We start from the raw sequence: 20,636 nt of genomic DNA, 5'->3' as shown, positions 1-20,636 counted from the left end.
AAGTTGCCGCCCTATGGTGCACCTTGGCCGGCATGACAACACGTCCCGAAGTCCTCTACGCCAGCGAACCGGCCCTCGACGCAGCCGAGTTCCGCCGCGTGCTGGTGGAATCCGGCCTCGGCGTCACTCGGCCCATCGATGACGACGTCCGTCTGAAGGCGATGCTTGCCAATGCAGATCTGGTGTTGACGGCGCGCCTCGATGCGCCTGGCAAGCCGCTGATTGGCCTCGCCCGAGGCATCACCGACTTCTCGTGGGTATGCTATATTTCCGAGCTCGCCGTTTGCAAATCGGCGCAGGGGCTCGGCGTCGGCAAGGGCCTGCTCGATGAAGCGCGGCGGCAGCTCGGGCCGTCCGTCGCCATCTCACTGATTTCCGTGCCCGACGCCGTCGGCTTCTACGAACGGATCGGCATGGCGCCCATGGCCGACGCGTTCTGGTTCGGCCGCGAGCGCTGACGGCTCGCCTGTCGCGATCCTTCGCGCCCCCCTCTGTCCTGCCGGACATCTCCCCCACACGGGGGGAGATTAGCAGTTTCAGCGCCCGCTCGCCCTGCGACGAAGGAGGTTGGCGAAAGCGGTGGTGACAGCCAATCTCCCCACTCGTGGGGAGATGTCCGGCAGGACAGAAGCGGGGCGCTGTCCCTCCAGCATCAAAAATCGCGGAGCGATCGCCGCCTTTCCCTTCAAATCACATTCAACTCCCGAAACGCCCGCCCCTCGGCGACACGGCTGTACCCAAACGCCGAGCAGTCCACCGTGCGGTAGCCGCCATGTACGATCAGCTCGGCCAAAGCCTTGCCGACCGCCGGCGCCTGCTGCAGGCCGTGGCCGGAAAAACCGTTGGCGAAGAGGAAATTCCTGACCTGCGGATGCGGGCCGACCACCGCGTTCTGGTCGAGCGTGTTGTAGTCATAATGGCCGACCCAGGCGCGCGTCGGCTTGATTGCCTCGAAGGCGGGAATGCGGGTGGCCAGCACCGGCCAGATTACCTCTTCGAACAGCGGCCAGTCGGGCTCGAAATCGCTGGGATCGGCAGGGCCGTCGCCCTCTTCCGGCTCGCCGCCGCCGGTGATGTAGACCGAGCCTTCCGGCCTGACATAGATACCTGAGGGATCGACCAGCAGCGGCATGTCATCATATTTCTCGCGCGCCTCGAAGATGAAGACGTTGCGCTTGCGCGGCTCCACCGGCAGCGCCAGTCCGGCCATTGCGGAAACCTTGCCGGCATTTGGCCCGGCGGCGTTGGCGACGATGCCGGCGTCGAGCCGCTCGCCGTTGTCGAGGTTTACCCCGGTGACGCGGTCGCCCTGCCGTTCGATACCGGTCACATCAGCGGTGATGAAATCGATGTTTTTGTCCCGCAGGGCCTTGCGGAACAGCATCAGCATGGCATGCGCGTCGAACCAGCCCTCGCCCGTGCGGCCGTAGGCGCCGGCGGTGATGCCCTCCGTCGACAGCCACGGAAACCGGCGGACGAGCGCCTCCGCATCCTCAAGCACGATGTCGGCGCCCTCGGCCAACTGCGTCTCGTGGTTGGCCTTGAGTATCGGCAACCCGTTCTCGCCGGCAAGGATGAGATAGCCGCCTTCGCGAAAGCCGATATCGGCGTCGGCCCCGAATTCTTCCGTCAGTCGCCGGAACAGTTTCAACGTGAACTGTGACAGGCGGATGTTTTCGGGAATCGAAAACTGCTGGCGGATCGAAGCGCAGGACAGCGTCGTTGCCGCATGGGCGAATTGCGGGTCGCGCTCGACCAGCGCGATCGAGCCCGAAAAGCCTTCCTCGCGCAGATAATAGGCGATCGAGGAGCCGACGATGGCTCCACCGATGATGACGACGTCGTAGCGCACTTTTTCGATTCTCCAGTTCCAGAGCATGATGCCGAAAGCCGGTTTTCGGATCAGGCTCCAATTCACACAGCCGGCAGGATGATCTCGAAGCGCGTGCCGCGCTCGGAGTCAACCAGCCGGATCGTGCCATCATGCGCTTTCAGGAGGGCCAGCACGATGCCGAGGCCCATGCCGGTGCCGCCTGAATCGCGGCGCGTGGTGAAGAACGGCTCGAAGATCCGCCCCCGGTTACTGGGCGAAATGCCGGCGCCGTCGTCGCTCACCAGGATCGTCGCCTTGCCGTCCGCGCTCGCCGCCGTGATCGAAACGAGCGTCGCGCCATGGCGGGCCGAATTGTCGATGAGATTGGCGAGCACGATGGCTGCATTCTCGGCCGAGATGCGCAGACCGATATCGCCGCCCGCCTCGACGCGCACCGCCAGCCTGTCCTCGGCCGGCAGCAGTGCCAGCGCAGCACCGAGCGATGTGCTTTCGCCGCTGGGCGCAAGATTTTCAGCGCGCGCCAGGTCGAGCAGACGGCGTACCAGCAGATTAAGCCGCCCCGCGTCGGTGACGATGTTGTTGGAAAACCGCCGCCGCTCGGCCTCGTCCATTGCGCTACCCGAATCGCGCAGCAATTCGGCCGCACCCTGGATCGCCGTCAGCGGCGATTTGAGCTCGTGCGAGACATGGGTGGCGAAGGTCTGGATGCTGTCCGACCGCGCATGCAGCTTTTCGGCCATGTCGAGGAAGGCGTCGGAAAGCGCTGCCATCTCGCGCGTGCCGTGATGATCGAGCGGCCTGATGGCTTCGCGGTCGCCAGCAGCGATGCGCTTTGTCCGTTCCATCAGCGCGTAGATCGGCCGGCTGACAGTGCGCAGGAAGATCAGGCCGATGAGCAGCGTACCGCCGAGGACGGCGATCGCCGCCAGCACCACCTTGCCGCGCTCGCCATAGAGATGCTTGACGATGTTGTTCGGTGTTCGCGACAGATAGACCACGCCGGCGACCTTGCCGTCAACCGCGACCGGCATGGCGACGAAGACGCGGACTCTCGTGCCGCGGCTGACCGAATAGAGCGATGGTGACGGCTGGTTCGGAACCCTCTGCCGGAGCGCGCTGGCATAGCGGCCGGCAAGTGCTGCGCGAACCTCGCCGACGGCGCCGAGCGACAGGCCGACCTCTTCGCGTCCGGCGATGACGACGCCTTTTGGGTCGAGCAGCCGGAAGCCGGCAAGCGTGGTTTTCTGCGTCTCGGCAAGAATGCCCGACAGGCGAGCGCCGAGCGCCGTGAAGGCGGGATCGACGGTGGCGGCCGTCGCCGCAGGCCGTGTCGCCAGAACCCTGTCGGAGGCGAGATCGAGGCTTGGCTCGATCGGCCGGTAGGGAGAGTCCGGATTGTCTCTGTCGGCAGGCACGGCCGCGCCGAGCCTCTCGGCCGGGATGCCCGCGGCGCGGACGTCTTGCGCATAGATGGAGGCGAGGACGGCGCCCTGCGCGATCAGCTCGGCCTCGGTCTGGCGGATCAGCTGGTTCTCGTAGAGCCGGAAGAAGAACAGGCCGACCAGCGGCAGCGCCATCACCATGATCAAGATGGTAACAACGACCGTGGCGAGGCGCGGCCGCCATTTCTGCGCCGTCACGCGCCGCACCTGCCCAGCCGGAAGCCGACGCCATGCACGGTCTCGATCGCATCCGTGCAGCCGGCCGCCGCCAGCTTGGCGCGGATGTTGCGGATATGGCTGTCGACGGTGCGGTCGGCGACATGGATGTTAGCGGCATAAGCATTGGCCATCACCATGTCGCGGTCAAGCACATGCGCCGGGCGTGCCAGAAACCCTTTCAGGATGGCGAATTCGATCGAGGTCAGCACCAGCGGCCTGCCGTCGAAGCTGGCGGCGTGGCTGGCCGGCAGCAAAGCCAGTCTGCCGTGCGAGAATTGCCTGTCGTCGGCCTGTTCGGCCTTTGTCGGGCGAGCGCGCCGCAAGATGACATTGACGCGGGCGACCAGTTCGCGCGGGCTGAAAGGCTTGGTGACATAGTCGTCGCCACCCATTTCGAGCCCGAGGATGCGGTCGATTTCTTCATCACGCGCGGACAGGAACAGCACCGGCACATCGGATGTGTGCCGCAGCCGCCGGCAGACCTCCAGGCCGTCCATCTCCGGCATGCCGATGTCGAGCACGACAAGATCGGGCGCGCGGCGTTCGATCGCCTGCAATGCGCCAGCGCCGTCGGCTACGGCAACCGTTTTCATGCCGGCCTTTTCGAGCGCGAAGCAGATGATTTCGCGGATGTGCGGATCGTCGTCGGCGACTAGGATGTTATGCGGCATCAATCAGCGACCCGGCGCGTGAGATTCGTATCCGTCAGGAACCACGAGCGACCCTCTCCTGTCGAGGTAGCGCAGAAGCCGCCAGTCGCGAAAGCTCCACGCGCGCCAGTTTCTTTGCTCGGCGCGGTAGTGGGCTTCGGTCACAGCGTCGGCTGGGTCTCGGAGATCGGTGAGGAATGTCTTCTTTTGTTGGTCGAAGAAGCGGTCGAGGGCGGGCAGCGCGTCGGGGCCGAGCGAGCGGGCATAACGTATATCGAGGCGGGTGCCGGGACCTCTCATCTCGTACGAACGGTCGACATTGTAGTTGGCGATCAGTGCGGCAAAGTTGATGAACGAGCAGGCATAAAGAGTCGCCGATAGCGTCAGAAGATTGGCGGAAAGCAGCCATTCATTGGATTTTCCGAGCGCGATGCGGGCGATGATCAGGGCGAGGCCCGCCGCCACCAGCCCCATCCAGACAAAGGCGGCGACGCGCCAGTAGGTCAGCGCATAGATGCCGATATAGAGTTCGAGCCGCAGGATCGACGAGACGACCAGAACGATGTTCTGCGCCACCCAGACATAGACCAGCCGGCGGATGAACGGATCGCCGGAGGTCGCACTGCCCGGCCGCAACGCCGCCAGGACGAAACCGGCGGCCAGCAGCGCCGTGACGATCAAGGGATAGGCGCCGCGATGCGCGTAGGCGGCATAGGTCAGCCCGTCGGGAAGGGCGATGCCGCCCCACAGATAAGTGGCGTCGAGCACGGTCTGCACCGCGAACAGGATGTTGAAGACGACCAGCGCGCGAAGAATGGCGGCCTTGCCGAAGATGATGTCCTCGACCGCAGCGGTGGCTCTTGTCGTCGTCACGCCGAGGGGGATAGGCAACGCGAGATGTGCAATGCGGCGCAAAAAGCGCGGCAGCCGCGGGCGCAGAAAGACCCAGACGCCGGCAAGCGCGAACAGCCAGAAGGCCAGCCGCGGCAGCTCGATGAAGTCGAGCAGTGCGAGGAGATCGATCAGCGACAACCAGTATTCGATGACCGGATTGGCGGCGCCGAACAGCGCGAGAAACACTGCGCCCAGGGTCAGCGGCATGATCCAGACGGCGATCGCCGCCAGGCGGATGCGCCGCCGACCGAACCGCCGTGCCGCCTTGCGCCAGCAGAAGAAATCGTGGACGAACCGGAAGGGTGCTGCGAGCAGGAAGAGCGCGACCTGGCCGGCAATGCGGGCAGCGCCGCGCCACAGCCGCCCGACCAGCGAAAGCGCAAAGACGGCCATCGCCACCAGCCCGATCGCGACCGACAGCGCACTGACATTTTCGATAAGCGGCAGCAGCCCGACAAGCAAGGCAACGGACCACAGGCCGCGGGCGCTGAGCGCCGACGGCTGGATGGCCGCTGCTGCGGCGGCAAGCGTGATGCCGAACAGGAAAAACGTGATGCCGACGGGCTGCCCATAGAAGAAGAAATCCGCCAGCGCGGCAAGCAGGACGGCAACGCCGAATCGCGCGCAATAGCTCGGCGCGGCCGTAAGCAACGATGTCATGATCGGATTTTCTCAGCGGCTTTGATCCGGCCGGGGGGCGGAGATTTGCGGATGAAGGGGAAGAGGGTCGCCGAACCGTTCGGCCGCGGTGGATCGACCAGCCACCAACCGTCATTGCGGAGGCGGTACGGCAGGGACCAACGGGGCTTTTCTCGCTCTTGCATACCGCCTGTATCGCCGGCCGAAATGAGGGCAGCGAGGCGCGTCGGAGGAGATTTTCCGCAATCCCGTGCAGTTTTCGTGCAGGCCAAGACCGCTTGCCTCGACCGGCCGCAGGCGGCATAGATCTGAGATGACTGAAACCTACCGCCCGCGGCGCTCGGTGCTTTACGTCCCGGCCTCGAACGACAAGGCGCTGGCCAAGATCTCGTCGCTGGCCTGCGATGCCGTCATCATCGATCTCGAAGATGCCGTCGCCCCGGCCGACAAGGTCTCCGCGCGGGAAAAACTGGCCGGCATCTTCGCAAATCGCCCCGGCCGGCGCTGCGAGATGGTCGTGCGCATCAACCCGCTCTCCAGCGAATGGGGGCCCAAGGACTTGCTGGCGGCGGCACTCTGCGAGCCCGACGCCATCCTGCTGCCCAAGGTCGACACACCGCGCGACGTTCTGGAAGCCGGCGACGTCCTCGACGACAATTTCGGACCCGACGAGGTGAAACTATGGGCGATGATCGAAACGCCCAAGGCTCTGCTCAACATCGGACCGATCGCCGAGCTTGGCCGCGATCCGGACTCGCGGCTGGTTTGTTTCGTTGCCGGAACGAACGATCTGGTCAAGGAGACCGGCACTCTCGCCACGCCCGACCGGCGCTACCTCACACCGTGGCTGATGCAGATGGTGCTCGCCGCGCGCGCCGGCGGCCTCGACCTGCTCGATGGTGTCTTCAATGATTTTCGTGATCTGGACGCTTTTGCGCGCGAATGCGGGGAAGCGGCCGCCATGGGGTTCGACGGCAAGTCGCTGATCCACCCGGCTCAAATCGATGCCGCGAACCGGGCCTTCGCGCCATCTGCCGAAGCGGTGGCCGAGGCACGCTCGGTGAAAGATGCCTTCGCGCTTGCCGAAAATGCCGGCAAGGGTGTCATTGCGCTGAATGGAAAAATGGTCGAACGGCTGCATCTGGCGCAGGCCGAAAAACTGCTGGCGAAGGCGGCCGCCATCGGGGCATGATTGGCAACTCACGACAGGAATGAAAAATGAAACTCTACCGCTTTCTGTCCGGTCCGGACGATTCCAGCTTCTGCCACAAGGTGACGGCAGCGCTGAACAAGGGCTGGCACCTGTTCGGCTCGCCGACCTATTCCTACGACATGGAGGCCAAGGCCATGCGCTGCGGCCAGGCCGTGGTAAAGGATATCGAGGGTCAGGAATACGGGCCCAACACCAAGCTCAGCGACTGGTAGATTTTGCAAAGCTCCGACGCAGGGTGTGTTGAGATTCAGGTCAGGCCGCGCCGGAGTCGAAGACGGGCGCGAAGCGACCAGACTGGGTGGTTTCCCGAGAACCGGAGCGGAGCGTACTTTGGGTACGTGAGCACCGGAAGCGCAGGGAACTGCCGTTCGCAGGCCGGCATCACCTGAATATCAACACAGCCTACTCCGCCGCCTCTTCGATCCGCTCCATATCATCGTCCGACAGGCCGAAATGGTGGCCGATCTCGTGGATCAGCACATGGGTGACGATGTCGCCCAGCGTCTCTTCGTTCTCGGCCCAGTAGTCGAGGATGGCGCGGCGGTAGAGCGTGACGCGGTTCGGCCCCTCGCCGGTCTGCGGATTCCAGCGCTCGGCAATGCCGCGCCCCTCGAACAGGCCGAGCAGGTCGAAAGGCGTTTCCAGCGACAGATCGTCCATGATCTCGTCGGTCGGAAATTCGGCGATCTGGATGACGATCTCGCCGGTCAGCTTGCGAAACTCCTCCGGCAGATGGGCGTAAGCCTCCAGCGCCAGGAACTCCATTTCCTCCATCGACGGCGAAAGCTGGTCGTGCCAGGTGCGGGTCTTGTAGATGCGGGCCATGCTTTGTCCTTCTGATCCCGGCATATAGGCTTTCGAGCCGGGCTCGGCAAATGGGCGGGTTGCCGCCTACGCGAGGACAGGAATAAATTCCCCATGACTCCGCTTGACTCTTCGGTCGCCCTCTGGAATCCTAGAGAACATAACAGGAACAATTGTGAGTGGAAGCTGACCGTCATGGCGACAAGCGCCGTGGCGCGGGAGACTGTTTTTGCCCTGCGCCGCCAGATCGCGAAGATCGAGGGAACGCTGCCCGAGCGCCTGGAGGCGCCGGCCGGCGCAGCCCCCGTTGATGCGCCCCGGAATCCAACAGCTGATGTCACGCCCCAGAATCCAACAGCGGACATCCCGCCTCAGGATCTAACAATCGTCCGCCGCGGCCTCGCCGTGGCGCCGCCCGATGCGTTTCTGCGCACCGGCGCCGAAGGTCTCGATACTGCGCTCAGCGGCGGCCTGCCGAAGGCGGCGCTGAGCGAGATCCATGGCGCCGCGACCCGCGATGCCGGGGCCGTCGCCGGCTTCGCCCTGTCGCTCGTCAGCCTGATCCTCAAACAGGGGCCGCGACTGCCGGTCCTGTGGATCGGCACCGCGGAAATCTTCCGGGAGGCCGGCTTTCCCTATGCCAGGGGGCTTCACGCCCTTTTCGGCATCGAGCCGGAGCAATTGCTGTTTTCCGAGGCGCCAAGGCTCCTCGATGCGCTGTGGACCGCCGAGGAGGCCGCCCGGATGACGGCACTCGCCGCCGTCATCCTCGAAATCCGCGGCAGTCCGCAGCGGCTGGACCTCACCGCGACGCGGCGGCTGCACGCCCGGGCACAGAATGCCGGCCGGCCGGTGTTCCTGCTGCGCCAGGCCGGCGAATCCGAGCCGACGGCGGCACCCGTCCGCCTCGTCCTGTCGGCGGCGCCGTCGGCACCCCGCGAGACGATCGCCGGGCCGCTCGCCGGCTCGATCGGCCGCCCCGCCTTCACCGTCAGCATCGGCAAGAGCCGCACGGCCTTGCCAGGACAATTCACACTGGAGTGGAACCCCGATGAACGCAGTTTCGAGGAAAGAAGGACCGGGGAAGAACGGGCAGCGAATCCTGTCCCTGTGGTTTCCGCATCTCGCCGCGGAAAGGATCCTGCGGCAGCGTCTGGGGCGGTCCTGGCGTTCCCGGCCGTCGGATCACCTGCCCCTGGTGATCAGCCATCGCCAGGGGAACGCGCAGCGCATCGCCGCCCTCGACGAGCGGGCTGAGGCGCTTCACCTGAAGCGCGGCATGGGCATAGCCGACGCGCGCGCCATGCATCCCTCGGTCGACGTGGTGGAAGCCGATCCCGAGGCCGACCGCCGCCTGCTCGAAAGCCTTGCCGACTGGTGCGACCGCTACACCCCGCTGGTGGCGCTCGACGCAGCCGATGGCCTGTTCCTCGACGTCACCGGCTGTACCCATCTTTTCGGCGGCGAACGGTCGATGCTGGACGACATCCTGTCGCGCTTTTTCCATCAGGGTTTCGATGTCCGCGCCGGCCTTGCCGCCACACCTGGTGCAGCCTGGGCGGCGGCGCGGTTTGCCAGTGATCGCATTGTCCCCGGTGGCGAAGAGGAAGCGCTCCTCGCACCCTTGCCGCTGGCGGCGCTGCGCATCGAGCCTGATATCCGCGCCAGCCTGGAAAGCGTCGGCCTGCGCACGGCGGGCGCCGTCATGGCAGCACCGCGCGCGCCGCTCGCCCGCCGCTTCGGTGTCTCGCTGCTTTTGCGCCTCGACCAGGCGCTCGGCCGCCTCGACGAGGCGGTGTCGCCGCGCCTGCCGGTGGCGCCGCTTTCGGTCGAACGCCATCTCGCAGAACCCATCATGCTGACCGACGAAATAGAGCGGCTGGTGAAAATGCTGGCGACGACATTGAAGGCGGACCTCGAGCGCCGCGGCGAGGGCGCAAGAAGGCTGGCGCTGCTGCTCTTCCGCGTCGACGGCGCCGTCAGCCGCATCGCCGTCGGCACCTCGCGGCCGTTGCGCGAGCCGTTGCTGATCCAGAAATTGTTTCACGAAAGGCTTGCCGCGCTCGAACAGGACATCGATGCCGGCTATGGCTTCGATCTCGTGCGCCTCTCGGTCCTGTCGGCTGCGGCCTTCGACATGCAGCAGGCGGATCTCGCCGGCGAAACGCGCGACGACGGCGCCGACATCGCCCTTTTCGCCGACCGCATCCGCGCCCGGCTCGGCGACAGCGCGGTTTTGAAACCGGTCGCCGTCGAGAGTCATCTGCCGGAGCGCGCCGTCGCCATGCTTCCCTATGCGGAGGCGCCGCAAAGGGTCTCTCCGCCGAAGAAGCCGGGCAAGATACAAGACACTTCCTCCAAGCCTGTCTTTCGGCCGGAACGGCCGATCCGGCTGTTCCGTTCGCCCGAACCGATCGAGGTGCCGGCCACCGAAATGCCTGAGGGACCGCCGATGAATTTCCGTTGGCGGCGGGCTCTCTACCGGGTCGCGCGCGCCGAAGGGCCCGAACGCATCGCCCCGGAATGGTGGCGGGAGGCGGCGGGGCAGGAGGACGCGCCGACCCGGGATTATTTCCGCATCGAGGATAGCGACGGCCGCCGTTACTGGCTCTACCGCCAGGGTCTCTACGGCGCCTCGCACGCTGCGCCGCGCTGGTTCATGCATGGGGTCTTCGCATGAACGCGCTGACGGCCGTTCCCTATGCCGAATTCGGCATCCAGTCGAATTTCTCGTTCCTGCGCGGCGCCTCGAAACCGGAGGAGCTGGTGGTCGCGGCAAAGTTCCTGGGCTTTTCGTCGATCGGGCTTGCCGACCGCAATACGGTGGCGGGCGTCGTGCGCGCCTGGCAGCAGGCCAAGGTGGAAGGTCTTTCCTATCATCCTGGCTGCCGCCTGGTTTTTTGCGACGGCACGCCCGACGTTCTCGCCTATCCGCAGGACCGCAAAGGCTGGGGCCATCTGTGCCGCATGCTGACGCAAGCCAATATGCGCGACGAAAGCGAAAAGGGCGCACCGCTTCTCTATCGCGACGACCTTTTCGAATGGGGCGATCTCATGTCGCTGGCAGTCCTGCCGGATCTGTCGGCGGGCGCCAATGATGACCTCACTTTGCTTAGCCGGCTTAAAGATCGCTTCGGCAAGGCTTTGCGGCTTGCCGTTTCGCCGGATTATCACGGCAACGACCGCTTCCGTATCGAGCAGGCAGCTGCCATGGCTGAGGTATCAGGCATTCCGCTGATGGCGACCAACGACGTTCTTTACCATACGTCCGAACGGCGCCGGTTGCAGGACGTGCTGACGGCGATCCGCCTCAACGTACCTGTTTCCGAAGCGGGGCTGGAACTGGCGGCCAATGCCGAGCGCCATTTGAAGCCGCCAATGGAGATGGCGCGGCTTTTCCGCAGGCATCCGCAGGCACTGGCGGAAACGCTGCGCTTTGCCGGCGAATTGAGCTTCTCGCTCGGTGACCTCCAATACAATTATCCCGACGAACCGACGGAATCCGGCCTCGGGCCACAGGCCGAACTGGAACGGCTGGCTCGAGAGGGAGCCGCGATACGGTATCCCTCAGGCGTTCCCGCCGATGTGACGAAGCGCATCCGGGAAGAGCTCGCTTTGATCGAGCGCCTGAATTACGCGCGCTATTTCCTGACTGTCTACGACATCGTCAAATTCGCCCGCAGCCAGGGCATACTCTGCCAGGGACGCGGCTCCGCAGCCAACTCGGTGGTCTGCTATTGCATCGGCATCACCGAAGTGGGCCCCGAGCGGATCGACTCGCTTTTCGAGCGCTTCATTTCCGAGGAAAGAAACGAGCCACCAGATATCGATGTCGATTTCGAACATGAAAAGCGCGAAGAGGTCATCCAGTATATCTATTCCAAATACAGCGCCAAGCGCACCGCGCTTGCCGCGGCCGTCGTTAGCTACCGGGGCCGGTCGGCGATGCGCGAAGTGGCCAAGGCGATGGGCCTGTCGGACGACGTCAGGAGCGCGCTGTCCAGCTCGATCTGGGGCTGGTCGACCTCGGAGCTCGGCGAAAAGGAGACCAGGGCCGGCGGCCTCGATCAAACCGATCCGTCGACAAGGCAGGTGATCGAATGCGCCAACGAGATCATGGGCTTTCCCCGTCATCTGTCCCAGCATGTCGGCGGCTTCGTCATCACCAGGGACCGGCTCGACGAGATCGTGCCCATCATCAAGACGGCGATGGACGAACGCAAGATGGTCGAGTGGGACAAGGACGATCTCGACGCGGTGAAAATCCTCAAGGTCGACGTGCTGGCGCTCGGCATGCTGACCTGCCTTCAGCGTGCCTTCACCCTGCTTCAGGATCATTATCCGGAGGCACGGGATGACTATGGCCAGCCCTATGTGCTGGCCACCCTCCCTGCCGAGGACAAACATGTCTATGACATGATCTGCCGCGCCGACACGATCGGCGTCTTCCAGATCGAATCCCGCGCCCAGATGTCGATGCTGCCGCGCCTCAGGCCACGTACCTTTTATGACCTCGTCATCGAGGTGGCGATCGTGCGGCCGGGCCCGATCCAGGGCGACATGGTCCACCCCTATCTGCGCCGCCGGCAGGGCAAGGAAAAGCCCGAATATCCCAAGCCGGAGCTGGAAGAGATACTCGGCAGGACGCTGGGCGTGCCGCTGTTCCAGGAACAGGCGATGAAGATCGCCATCGTCGCCGGCGGCTTCAGGCCGGGCGAGGCCGATGAACTGCGCCGCGCCATGGCCACTTTCAAGCGCACCGGCACGATCGGCAATTATCGCAAGCGGATGGTCGACGGCATGGTTTTGCGGGGTTACGAAAAGGACTTCGCCGAGCGCTGCTTCAAGCAGATCGAGGGGTTCGGCGAATACGGCTTTCCCGAAAGCCATGCCGCCTCCTTCGCCCTGCTGGTCTATGCCTCCTGCTGGTTCAAGACCTTCTATCCAGACGTGTTCTGCGCCGCGATCCTGAATTCCCAGCCGATGGGATTCTATCAGCCGGCTCAGCTTGTCCGCGACGCGCGCGACCACGGCGTCGAAATCCGCGAGGTCGACGTTAATTTTTCCGGTTGGGACTGCGCATTGGAGGAAGCGCCTTTCGACCCGGCCCGCGTCCTCGACCGCCATGCCCAGATGCGCGGTGTCATCCGGACCAATCATGCTGTCCGGCTGGGCTTTCGTCAGGTCAAGGGCCTGTCGAAGGAGCGCATGGAGGTGTTTGTCGCCAGACGCGGCGACGGTTATGAATCCGTTCGCGATGTCTGGCTGCGCTCGGGCCTCTACGTCGATGAGATCGAGAAGCTGGCACAAGCCGACGCTTTCCGTTCGCTCGGCCTCGACCGCCGCGACGCACTGTGGGCGGTCCGCGCGCTCGACGGCAGGAGTGCCGCCGAGACCTTGCCGCTGTTCGACCAGCCGGGGATCCGTTTGCGCGATCTCGAGCCCGAGACCAGGCTGCCGACTATGCCGCTCGGCGAGCATGTCATCCACGACTACCGTTCGCTCGGCCTGTCGCTGAAGGCGCATCCGTTGGCCTTTCTGCGCCAGCGGCTGGACCGTTCCGGCGTCACGCCCAATGCGCGCCTCGGCCAGGTTCGGGACGGCAAGCGCGTTTCGGTCGCCGGCCTTGTTTTGGTGCGGCAGCGACCGGGTAACGCCAAAGCGATTTTCCTGACGCTGGAAGACGAGCAGGCGGTCGCCAACGTCATTTTCTGGGAAAGAACCTTTAACCGCTACCGGCCCATTGTCATGGGCGCGCGGCTGGTCCGTGTCACCGGCAAACTGCAGTCGGAATCGGACGTCATCCATATCGTTGCCGAGAAGGTCGAGGATCTGACGCCCTGGCTGGCGACGCTCCTGGAGGAGGCTGGTGCCCCTGATCCCGCAAATGCGCCCTCGGCCAGCGGCCGCGCCGAAGATAGCCATGACGGGATCCACCCCATTCCGGGTGGCGCGCAGGACCGGTCTGTCCTGCGGGATCTCGCGGCGCTATCGGGAAAGGCGGAACAGGTCATGCCCAAGGGTCGCAATTTTCAATAGAGCATGATCCGAAAGCTGGGGCACCGGTTTTGGGAGAATCCGATGCTCAAACAAGAAGATGGAGCGGCGGTCCGATTCGACTTGAGGGTCCGCCGCTCCAGGGTCGAAACCCAATCACTCTGAATGACCAAGTTCGACCCAAGGCGGAGGTAGAGGAGCGCTTGCTTAGACATGGTCGCGGACTTATTCTGGACGGTTTGCGGGCCTGCCCCAGCGCGCAACGGGGTGGAAGGCCCGGCGACACAGGGAGGTTATCATGAAAATCGCATCGATATTTGCAATCGGCTTGATCGGATTCTGCGGAATCGCTTCCTTTGCCTCGGCAGAGGATGCGCACACAATGGTCGCTCCCAATGATATTAAGTGGGGCCCGGCCCCCAAAGTGCTTCCTGCCGGAGCAGAAGCGGCGGTCTTGTTCGGCGATCCCACCAAGGAAGGTTTGTTTGCCCTTCGGCTCAAAGTGCCGTCTGGGTACGCGATCGCACCGCACACGCATCCTGCGGATGAGGTGGTCACAGTCATATCAGGGACTACTAATCTTGGAATGGGCAAAACCGCCGATCGGAGCGCCGCCAAGGCACTGCCTGCGGGCAGTTTCTTCGCACTGCCGCCCAGCACGGCACATTTCGTTTACTTCGATGAGGAGACTGTCGTCCAAATCACCACCAATGGCCCGTGGGGTCTCAAGTATGTCAATCCGGCGGACGATCCTCAAAAAACACAATAGCCAGCCGCGGGCTTGAAGGCCAACTGCCGCCGCCGCCGCCAAGCGCGGCGGCGGCGCCGGTGCCTCACACAACTGTCATCATTGACGATGGCAAAGATCCGCCGCGGGGGCCCGCCATTCAGGACGGTCCACCCAGCCGCGGCGGTGGCAATCCGTCCTCGAAGGGGAGCGAGCGCGCCTCCGAAGGCAGCATGATCGGGATGCCGTCACGCACCGGATAAGCGAGCCGTGCGACCCTCGAGATGAGTTCGCCGCGCTCCGGATCCCAGGTAAGCGGGCCCTTGGTAAGCGGGCAGGCCAGCAATTCCAGCAGTTTGGGGTCGACATTGACCTTCTTTCCGTCACGCCCATCCACCATTCGGTCTGTCCTTCTTTGGGCAATCACTTCAGCTTTCGCGTTCGCGGTTTCGCCAATCACCAGCGTTGCAGGACGGGTGCCGAGCCCGCCACCAGCCCCTTCTCCCCGTCACTATACGGGGAGAAGGTCCCGGCAGGGGGATGAGGGGCGGCGCCGACTTCCGCAATTGGGCTAATCCCTGCGTCCTTCTACCTTGCCTATTGCAGACTCGACCCGAAATCCTCGTTTTCGCGTGCCAGTGCCATTTCTGTGATGGCGATCAGCGTTTCGGCGCGTGTCTTCAAATCCGCCGCTTCGAGCAGCGCCTGTTTCTCGGCCGGCCCGTAGGGAGCCATCATCGACAGCGCATTGACCAGCATGGCATTTTCGGCGCGGCTGACGCTTTCCCAGTCGGCTTCAAGATCGTTGGCCTGCAAATAGGCGCGAAACGCCTTGAGCAGCGCCGGCCGGTCGATTCCGGCCTCTGCCTGATCTTCGTCGAGATCGGTGAGAAAGGGCGCAAACCGGCACTGGCGGAAGGGCGTCTTGACCGCGAGTTCCTGCACGATGCGGAACCGGCACACACCTTGCAGCGTAATCAGGTAACGGCCGTCGCCGCTCTCGGAAAGCGCGATAATGCGTCCGGCGCAGCCGACATTGCAAAGCTCCGGCTCGCCGTCGGCACGCTGCGCGCCGTCGAGGCTGGGCTGTATGACGCCGATCAGCCGCGATCCGGCGATCGCCTCATCGACCATCTCCAGATAACGCGGCTCAAAAATGTTGAGCGGCATGCGGCCACCCGGCAGCAGCAATGCGCCTTCAAGCGGGAAGATCGGCACCGTCGACGGCAAATCGGTATCGAGCCGGTAATGCGCGTTTCCCGCCTGCACTTCGAACCTCCGCTCGCTTCCTCAAGAAGCGCATCAAATCCCGATCCTCCCCGATCGGCACAAGCGAGAGAACCGACGGCCTGATCTCTCGCCCTAATCTGGCGCAGCCGCCGCCGACCGCAAGGCCATCAGGCAAAAACAGCTTGATGCGCGCTCACGAAAACAGCAGCGACGACAATTTGCGCCGCGCCGCCAGCGTTGCTTCGTCGGTCATGCCCCATGCCTCGAAGAACTGCAGCAATTGCGTCTTGGCGCCGTCGTCGTTCCACGAGCGATCGGCCTTGACGATCGCCAGCAAATTGTCGGCCGCGGCCATGCGCTCGCCGTTGGCGTTCTGGATCATGGCAAGATCGAACCGTGCCTGGTGGTCCCCGGGGTTCTCAGCCAGGCGCCGCTCGAGCTCGGCCGGATTGCCAAGTGCTTGTGCCTGCGCGGCAAGCGCCATCTTGGCACGCAGCGCGGCAAGCGGCGGCGCATCCTTTTTTGCTTCCGGCGCCCGCGCCAGCACGGCTTCGGCGCCCTCGGCATCGCCGGCCTCGAACAGCAGATCGCCCAGCCCGGCAATCGCCTCGATCGTCTCCGGCGCCTGTTCCAGGATCGCGTCGTAGATATCCGCCGCGGTCTGCACATCGCCGGCGGCGCGCGCCTCCGCGGCCGCGGCTAGCGCCTCGGCCACCTGCGGCGCACCATTATTCTTGCCGCCGACCTTCTGGATGAACGCGGCGATCTGGCTCTCGGGAATGGCGCCCATGAAGCCGTCGACCGGCTGGCCGTCCCTGAAGGCGATGACTGCCGGTATCGACTGGATGCCGAGCTGTCCGGCGATCGAAGGATGGTCGTCGATGTTCATCTTGACCAGCTTGACCTTGCCGCCGGCGGCCGTGACCGCCTTTTCCAGCAGCGGCGTCAGTTGCTTGCAGGGTCCGCACCATGGCGCCCAGAAATCGACCAGCACCGGCTGACGGCGCGATTCCTGGATGACGTCGGCGGCAAATGTGGCGGTCGTCGTATCCTTGATGACGTCGACGGCGACAGGCGGCTCGCCAAGCGCGACTTTCGCGGGGGTGGCGTCAGTGCCGCCATACTGCACCGACGTGGCATACTGCCCGCCACTGCTGCCAAATGGATTATTATCGCTCATCTCGTCATCCTTTCGGTCGCACCGCCGGCCACCGGCCCGGCACAACGTCCTTATCCCCACTCGGAAGTCGGTTTATCGTCATCCATGTGGCGATCATGCCGTCACTTTCAAGATAACAGCATCATGCCCGGTTGCCTCGACGAATTTGACGAGGTCGGCGGCGGCGATCGACGTCGTTGCCTCATTGGTCAGCGGATGGGCATTGATGACCGCATGGCCCATCAACTCCTGGTCGAGAACGACCTTGACCCGCAACTCCGTATCGTTGATCAAGCCGAACACCGTGACCGCGCCCGGAACGACGCCGAGAAGCTCCATCAGCATCTCCGGCTTGCCGAAGGACACGCGCCCGGCGGCGCCGATGACATTGTGGATCTGCTTGAGATCGACCACCGCCTCCTCGCCGACGCTGACCAGGAAGAAATTGTCTTTCTTGTCCTTGAGGAAAAGATTCTTGGTGTGCCCGCCGGCAATTTCTCCACGCAGCGCCTGCGAATCGGCGACCGTGAACAGCGGCGGATGACGCAAGGTCGAGACCTCGATCCCGAGATCGGCGAGAAAGGCGAAAAGCTCGGCTTCGGTTTTCGGCATGTTGTTTCTTGTGGGACTTCTTGTTGTCGCGGTTTGGATCATGCCGTTTACGGCCAATGACGCGGCCGAGACAAGACCGTTGCGCAGCAAGGCTGCCGATTGCGTTCCTATCCGCGCTAGGGAAGGCTCGTTTACGTCGCCGGTGCGGCCAAAAAACCTGCGATTTCCCTGTTGCAATCGCCGCGCCCTTCAGCCATATAGGCGCGGCTTGCGGCCCAAAAGCCGCGCGAGCGGGTGTAGCTCAGGGGTAGAGCACAACCTTGCCAAGGTTGGGGTCGAGCGTTCGAATCGCTTCACCCGCTCCAATTTCCCAAGGGGAATCAAGCATCGAAAAGCCGCGGTTCGCCGCGGCTTTTTCGCTTTTGGGCTTGCACGGCATCACTCAGCAGACGGAGCGAGCTTGTGGCTTGCCGGCTGCCTGCAGGCGCTTTGTTCGCCGCTCGGAAAACCCCCAATAGAGTTAGGACCTTTGCCTTTCAATTTCGGACCAAGGTCCCTTGCGGACAGGTGTATTTAAACCAAACTGGCTAAGCAGTGGACCATCATATTAGAGAGTCCTCATAGTCATAACCCGGAATCATCCTGGCGGGAGGGCGGCTCGAAGGAGGAATTATGAAAACTCGAACCAGTCTGTTCGCAACGGTCGCCGCTCTCGCCCTTGTCGCGTCTCCAGTCCTCGCCGGACCCGGCGGCAATGGCGGCGGGAAGGGTAACGGCGCAAGCAACGGCAACGGCGGAAACTCGGCCGCGGCCGGATCGCAGGGACACGGAGCCGCAACGTCTGCGGCGGCCAGGGATAAGTCCACTCGGGGAATTGCTCATGCAATGGCTGTCGTTTCGACGACGCCAGCCTCGCCGCAGGCCACCCTGTCCTTGCAGGTAGCCTTGGACAAGTTCCTGGCAAGAACGGCCGCGGATGACCCGGTAGAGTCTTCCGACGACACCTCCGGCGAAATTCCTGACGCTGCCGAATAGAATTGCAAATCATGCGCTGCGCGGCGGCGCACCGCATTATCGAGATTCTTGCCAGGCTGGCGGGCTCCTTCATCTGTTCGGCCGATGCCCCGGATCAAGGAAAAGCCGACATTTGAGCCAGGTCCTAAGGGATCTGAGCCAGATCCTAAGGGATCCCTGGACGGTCCTGCCCCTACAGACTGATCCAGAGAGCGCCACCGGCTTCGGCCGGTGGTGCGTTTTTCGCGCGGACGCTCAACTGGCCCGTGGCCGTTTTGGGGTTCGGAGGGCGGCTTCGCGAGGCGGGCGGGCTCGGCGAGGATATGCTGACTTCCGGCGCACTGCGCCTGTCTCTACCGTCCTCCAAGGCGACGCACTGGAAGGACCGGCGGCGTTAGCGGGGAACTGCGAACATGTCGAAATTTCATCTTCCTGCCGAGGTCGTTTTCGCTGAGCTTCGGACCGAACAGCGTTGTCGGCCCAGCCAGGTGGACGTCGTAGCCCTTGTCGGCAAAGAACCGGTGCATCCGCAGCCGCTCGTCCGCCGAAAGATTGTGATTGACCTCGGACTTGATGTAGGGCCGGCATTCGTCGATCAGCGCGCCGATCGAGGTCAAAACCGACAGGTCGTGCGACTCCACGTCGGTCTTGATGTAGCGCAGGCGCTTGATGCGCTGGCCAAGCCGGGCACGGATCAACGGTTCGATCCGCCGCCCCTCGACCGGGATACTGAAAGCGCTGCCGTGCTTCCACCGCGACACCCCGGTGTGGTTGCCGCCGTTCTCGAACTCCGGGTTGCCGTAGTCGAAGACGAACGACCCATCTTCCGGCGTTGCCGCGTAGGGAATCGGAAAAATGTTCAATCGGGAAGGATTGAGCGCGGCATTGGCGCCGAGGATCGTGAGGTATAAGGGTTCGGCTCGAAAGCGAGGACCAGGCCCTGCGGTCCGCAGGCGAGCGCTATCGGTACCGTGCTGTCGCCGACCTGGGCGCCAACATCGATCGCCACGTCGCCATCGCTCAGGAACGTCCGGAGATCATCGACCTCGCCCTGGGCGAGATCGAGATCTGCCCCGCGCGGGTTCTTCCATCGAGCGAATTCAATCTTCCCGTCTTTCGGGAGATCGATGATCTGTATCGAGTGGCCGTAAACGCGTGTTCTTGGCTTCAATCCAAGCAGGTAAAAAAATTCTTTGAGCCTCATCCGCTGCTGATAGCTCAACCCGTGACGGCATTTCAACCGGCGCAGGGCGTTGTAGCGCCGGCATCGACCGGCGTGGCTCTATTTGACTTGGACTATCTGATTCACTGGGACTATCTGGCGCCTGCACCTCTGCGAAAATCCGAAGGCGACATGCCGGCCAGTTTGCGGAACGACTTGTTGAAGGCGCTGAGCGAGCCGAAGCCGGAGTCCATGGCGACGCGCAGCACGTTGGCGTCCTGGTGCATCAGCAGCGCCTGCGCGTAGCTGAGCCGCAACAGGTTGACATATTCGTTGAGTGTCATGCCGGTCGATTTCTTAAAAATGCTCATGGCGTATTTGGGATGAATGTCGGCCGCCGCCGCGATGTCCACGCAGTCGATGTCGTAGAGGAAATTCTCCGCGATGAAGTCGCACATGCGCCCGACATTGCGCAGGGATTGCTGATCGAAGGGGCTGCCTGCTTCCTGCTCGATCGGAGTTTCGGGTACCAGCCGGTAAGGTTCGAAGCGCACCCGCTCCAGCCGCAGAAGCAGTTCGTTGACGGCGTGCTCGGCTTTGCCCGGATCGCCTGACCGGACGTAGCGGTTCCAGCGCTCGAAATTGTCGCTGTCGGACCGGTCGGTGGCATTGGTCACCAATGTCGCGCCCGTCATCAGCCGGTTGCGGACGTCCGCGGGCAGGTGCAGCCGGAAGAAGTGCACCAGCGGCAGATGCGCGCCGGCATAGACGGCGTCGTCCGACGCATCGTCCATCTGGTGCGGCAGGCCGCCCCAGAACAGGCACATGTCGCCGGCCGAAAGCGAGATCTCGTGCTCATCCATGCGGTAGTGCACGGCGCCGCGGACGATGAAATTCACCTCGACCTGGGCATGCCAATGCGGCTTCAGCATCACCAGAGGCTGGGTGTGAAACATCTGCAGCAGCAGCGGCAGACCCTCCACGCTGCTGGCGCCAGGCTGGTAAAACGGCCTTTCCGGCATCTTACTTTCCGCCAATTTTTTATTCCTTTTGTCGCGGACAAGCCTTCCCCAGTGCCTAGTCTAGGCATGCTCGCGATG

19 protein-coding genes and 1 tRNA gene are annotated in these 20,636 nt (G+C 63.8%); 8 read left to right on the top strand and 12 right to left on the bottom strand.

The window, feature by feature from the left end; translation table 11 throughout:
• The first annotated feature begins 32 nt into the window (after nucleotides 1–32).
• Nucleotides 33–458 (top strand): GNAT family N-acetyltransferase, encoded by a 426-nt coding sequence (locus BQ8482_RS17315; RefSeq protein WP_123148935.1) that lies wholly within the window; start codon nucleotides 33–35, stop codon nucleotides 456–458.
• Nucleotides 459–685: 227 nt separating this feature from the next.
• On the opposite strand, the gene BQ8482_RS17310 is transcribed toward BQ8482_RS17315, so the two are convergent.
• From BQ8482_RS17310 to BQ8482_RS17295, 4 genes are all read right to left on the bottom strand, one after another.
• Nucleotides 686–1,852 carry an NAD(P)/FAD-dependent oxidoreductase gene (locus BQ8482_RS17310; protein WP_123148934.1) on the bottom strand — a complete coding sequence of 389 codons (1,167 nt, stop codon included), beginning with the start codon at nucleotides 1,850–1,852 and terminating at the stop codon, nucleotides 686–688.
• A 62-nt stretch (nucleotides 1,853–1,914) separates the two neighbouring features.
• A complete protein-coding gene (locus BQ8482_RS17305) occupies nucleotides 1,915–3,411 on the bottom strand; it encodes an ATP-binding protein (RefSeq protein ID WP_165848613.1) in 1,497 nt (498 codons plus the stop codon).
• Between the two features lie 59 nt (nucleotides 3,412–3,470).
• Nucleotides 3,471–4,166: a response regulator transcription factor gene (locus BQ8482_RS17300; protein WP_123148933.1), complete on the bottom strand. Its 696-nt coding sequence runs from the start codon at nucleotides 4,164–4,166 to the stop codon at nucleotides 3,471–3,473.
• A gap of 3 nt (nucleotides 4,167–4,169) precedes the next feature.
• Nucleotides 4,170–5,699, bottom strand: a complete 1,530-nt coding sequence (locus tag BQ8482_RS17295) for a DUF4153 domain-containing protein (protein WP_123148746.1) — start codon at nucleotides 5,697–5,699, stop codon at nucleotides 4,170–4,172.
• Nucleotides 5,700–5,991: 292 nt separating this feature from the next.
• Between BQ8482_RS17295 and BQ8482_RS17290 the strand changes: the two genes are divergently transcribed.
• Nucleotides 5,992–6,870, top strand: a complete 879-nt coding sequence (locus tag BQ8482_RS17290) for an HpcH/HpaI aldolase/citrate lyase family protein (RefSeq protein ID WP_123148745.1) — start codon at nucleotides 5,992–5,994, stop codon at nucleotides 6,868–6,870.
• A 26-nt stretch (nucleotides 6,871–6,896) separates the two neighbouring features.
• On the top strand, nucleotides 6,897–7,103 hold the full coding sequence (locus BQ8482_RS17285; protein WP_095495667.1) for a DUF1737 domain-containing protein: 207 nt from the start codon (nucleotides 6,897–6,899) through the stop codon (nucleotides 7,101–7,103).
• A gap of 190 nt (nucleotides 7,104–7,293) precedes the next feature.
• Here the strand turns inward: BQ8482_RS17285 and BQ8482_RS17280 are convergent, their stop codons facing one another.
• Nucleotides 7,294–7,716 carry a metallopeptidase family protein gene (locus BQ8482_RS17280; RefSeq protein WP_095495668.1) on the bottom strand — a complete coding sequence of 141 codons (423 nt, stop codon included), beginning with the start codon at nucleotides 7,714–7,716 and terminating at the stop codon, nucleotides 7,294–7,296.
• Between the two features lie 174 nt (nucleotides 7,717–7,890).
• Between BQ8482_RS17280 and BQ8482_RS39330 the strand changes: the two genes are divergently transcribed.
• The 4 genes from BQ8482_RS39330 (at nucleotide 7,891) to BQ8482_RS17260 (ending at nucleotide 14,461) form a co-directional block, all read left to right on the top strand.
• Complete coding sequence (locus BQ8482_RS39330) at nucleotides 7,891–8,952, top strand: ImuA family protein (RefSeq protein ID WP_123148744.1); 1,062 nt, start codon at nucleotides 7,891–7,893, stop codon at nucleotides 8,950–8,952.
• Nucleotides 8,894–10,375, top strand: coding sequence for a DUF6504 family protein (locus BQ8482_RS17270; protein ID WP_123148743.1), 1,482 nt, complete (start codon nucleotides 8,894–8,896; stop codon nucleotides 10,373–10,375). The genes BQ8482_RS39330 and BQ8482_RS17270 overlap by 59 nt, the downstream gene beginning before the upstream one ends.
• On the top strand, nucleotides 10,372–13,734 hold the full coding sequence (locus tag BQ8482_RS17265; protein WP_123148742.1) for an error-prone DNA polymerase: 3,363 nt from the start codon (nucleotides 10,372–10,374) through the stop codon (nucleotides 13,732–13,734). Before BQ8482_RS17270 ends, BQ8482_RS17265 begins: the two co-directional genes overlap by 4 nt.
• A gap of 256 nt (nucleotides 13,735–13,990) precedes the next feature.
• Entirely contained in the window at nucleotides 13,991–14,461 is a 471-nt protein-coding gene (locus BQ8482_RS17260) for a cupin domain-containing protein (RefSeq protein ID WP_123148741.1), read from the top strand.
• A 118-nt stretch (nucleotides 14,462–14,579) separates the two neighbouring features.
• On the opposite strand, the gene BQ8482_RS17255 is transcribed toward BQ8482_RS17260, so the two are convergent.
• The 4 genes from BQ8482_RS17255 to BQ8482_RS17240 all read right to left on the bottom strand — a co-directional run bounded on the left by BQ8482_RS17255 (nucleotide 14,580) and on the right by BQ8482_RS17240 (nucleotide 17,420).
• Nucleotides 14,580–14,819, bottom strand: coding sequence for a Trm112 family protein (locus BQ8482_RS17255; protein WP_123148740.1), 240 nt, complete (start codon nucleotides 14,817–14,819; stop codon nucleotides 14,580–14,582).
• A 197-nt stretch (nucleotides 14,820–15,016) separates the two neighbouring features.
• Nucleotides 15,017–15,688: an LON peptidase substrate-binding domain-containing protein gene (locus BQ8482_RS17250; RefSeq protein ID WP_123148739.1), complete on the bottom strand. Its 672-nt coding sequence runs from the start codon at nucleotides 15,686–15,688 to the stop codon at nucleotides 15,017–15,019.
• A gap of 154 nt (nucleotides 15,689–15,842) precedes the next feature.
• Nucleotides 15,843–16,829: a thioredoxin gene (trxA, locus tag BQ8482_RS17245; RefSeq protein ID WP_123148931.1), complete on the bottom strand. Its 987-nt coding sequence runs from the start codon at nucleotides 16,827–16,829 to the stop codon at nucleotides 15,843–15,845.
• Between the two features lie 93 nt (nucleotides 16,830–16,922).
• Nucleotides 16,923–17,420 (bottom strand): prolyl-tRNA synthetase associated domain-containing protein, encoded by a 498-nt coding sequence (locus BQ8482_RS17240; protein WP_095495674.1) that lies wholly within the window; start codon nucleotides 17,418–17,420, stop codon nucleotides 16,923–16,925.
• Between the two features lie 230 nt (nucleotides 17,421–17,650).
• Here BQ8482_RS17240 and BQ8482_RS17235 point away from each other — a divergent pair.
• A tRNA-Gly gene (locus BQ8482_RS17235) sits at nucleotides 17,651–17,725 on the top strand.
• A gap of 1,002 nt (nucleotides 17,726–18,727) precedes the next feature.
• Here the strand turns inward: BQ8482_RS17235 and BQ8482_RS17230 are convergent.
• The 3 genes from BQ8482_RS17230 to BQ8482_RS17220 all read right to left on the bottom strand — a co-directional run bounded on the left by BQ8482_RS17230 (nucleotide 18,728) and on the right by BQ8482_RS17220 (nucleotide 20,558).
• Nucleotides 18,728–19,237: an FkbM family methyltransferase gene (locus BQ8482_RS17230; protein ID WP_165848603.1), complete on the bottom strand. Its 510-nt coding sequence runs from the start codon at nucleotides 19,235–19,237 to the stop codon at nucleotides 18,728–18,730.
• A complete protein-coding gene (locus BQ8482_RS17225; protein ID WP_123148737.1) occupies nucleotides 19,234–19,578 on the bottom strand; it encodes a class I SAM-dependent methyltransferase in 345 nt (114 codons plus the stop codon). The genes BQ8482_RS17230 and BQ8482_RS17225 overlap by 4 nt, the downstream gene beginning before the upstream one ends.
• Nucleotides 19,579–19,688: 110 nt before the next feature.
• Nucleotides 19,689–20,558 carry a helix-turn-helix domain-containing protein gene (locus tag BQ8482_RS17220; RefSeq protein ID WP_123148736.1) on the bottom strand — a complete coding sequence of 290 codons (870 nt, stop codon included), beginning with the start codon at nucleotides 20,556–20,558 and terminating at the stop codon, nucleotides 19,689–19,691.
• Nucleotides 20,559–20,636: the final 78 nt, after the last annotated feature.

Source organism: Mesorhizobium delmotii, from assembly GCF_900149755.1.
Classification (GTDB): Bacteria; Pseudomonadota; Alphaproteobacteria; order Rhizobiales; family Rhizobiaceae; genus Mesorhizobium; species Mesorhizobium delmotii.
Note: the sequence above shows the minus strand (reverse complement) of the source record. Positions and strands in the feature narration are given on the sequence as shown.

Excerpts from the sequence above, each read along its gene's own strand:
- BQ8482_RS17315 (WP_123148935.1), top strand. The coding sequence starts at position 33 with ATGACAACACGTCCCGAAGTCCTCTACGCCAGCGAACCGGCCCTCGAC.
- BQ8482_RS17305 (WP_165848613.1), bottom strand. The coding sequence starts at position 3,411 with ATGGCGCTGCCGCTGGTCGGCCTGTTCTTCTTCCGGCTCTACGAGAAC.
- BQ8482_RS17300 (WP_123148933.1), bottom strand. The coding sequence starts at position 4,166 with ATGCCGCATAACATCCTAGTCGCCGACGACGATCCGCACATCCGCGAA.
- BQ8482_RS17295 (WP_123148746.1), bottom strand. The coding sequence starts at position 5,699 with ATGACATCGTTGCTTACGGCCGCGCCGAGCTATTGCGCGCGATTCGGC.
- BQ8482_RS17290 (WP_123148745.1), top strand. The coding sequence starts at position 5,992 with ATGACTGAAACCTACCGCCCGCGGCGCTCGGTGCTTTACGTCCCGGCC.
- BQ8482_RS17285 (WP_095495667.1), top strand. The coding sequence starts at position 6,897 with ATGAAACTCTACCGCTTTCTGTCCGGTCCGGACGATTCCAGCTTCTGC.
- BQ8482_RS17280 (WP_095495668.1), bottom strand. The coding sequence starts at position 7,716 with ATGGCCCGCATCTACAAGACCCGCACCTGGCACGACCAGCTTTCGCCG.
- BQ8482_RS39330 (WP_123148744.1), top strand. The coding sequence starts at position 7,891 with ATGGCGACAAGCGCCGTGGCGCGGGAGACTGTTTTTGCCCTGCGCCGC.
- BQ8482_RS17265 (WP_123148742.1), top strand. The coding sequence starts at position 10,372 with ATGAACGCGCTGACGGCCGTTCCCTATGCCGAATTCGGCATCCAGTCG.
- BQ8482_RS17260 (WP_123148741.1), top strand. The coding sequence starts at position 13,991 with ATGAAAATCGCATCGATATTTGCAATCGGCTTGATCGGATTCTGCGGA.
- BQ8482_RS17255 (WP_123148740.1), bottom strand. The coding sequence starts at position 14,819 with ATGGTGGATGGGCGTGACGGAAAGAAGGTCAATGTCGACCCCAAACTG.
- trxA (WP_123148931.1), bottom strand. The coding sequence starts at position 16,829 with ATGAGCGATAATAATCCATTTGGCAGCAGTGGCGGGCAGTATGCCACG.
- BQ8482_RS17240 (WP_095495674.1), bottom strand. The coding sequence starts at position 17,420 with ATGCCGAAAACCGAAGCCGAGCTTTTCGCCTTTCTCGCCGATCTCGGG.
- BQ8482_RS17225 (WP_123148737.1), bottom strand. The coding sequence starts at position 19,578 with ATGAGGCTCAAAGAATTTTTTTACCTGCTTGGATTGAAGCCAAGAACA.
- BQ8482_RS17220 (WP_123148736.1), bottom strand. The coding sequence starts at position 20,558 with ATGCCGGAAAGGCCGTTTTACCAGCCTGGCGCCAGCAGCGTGGAGGGT.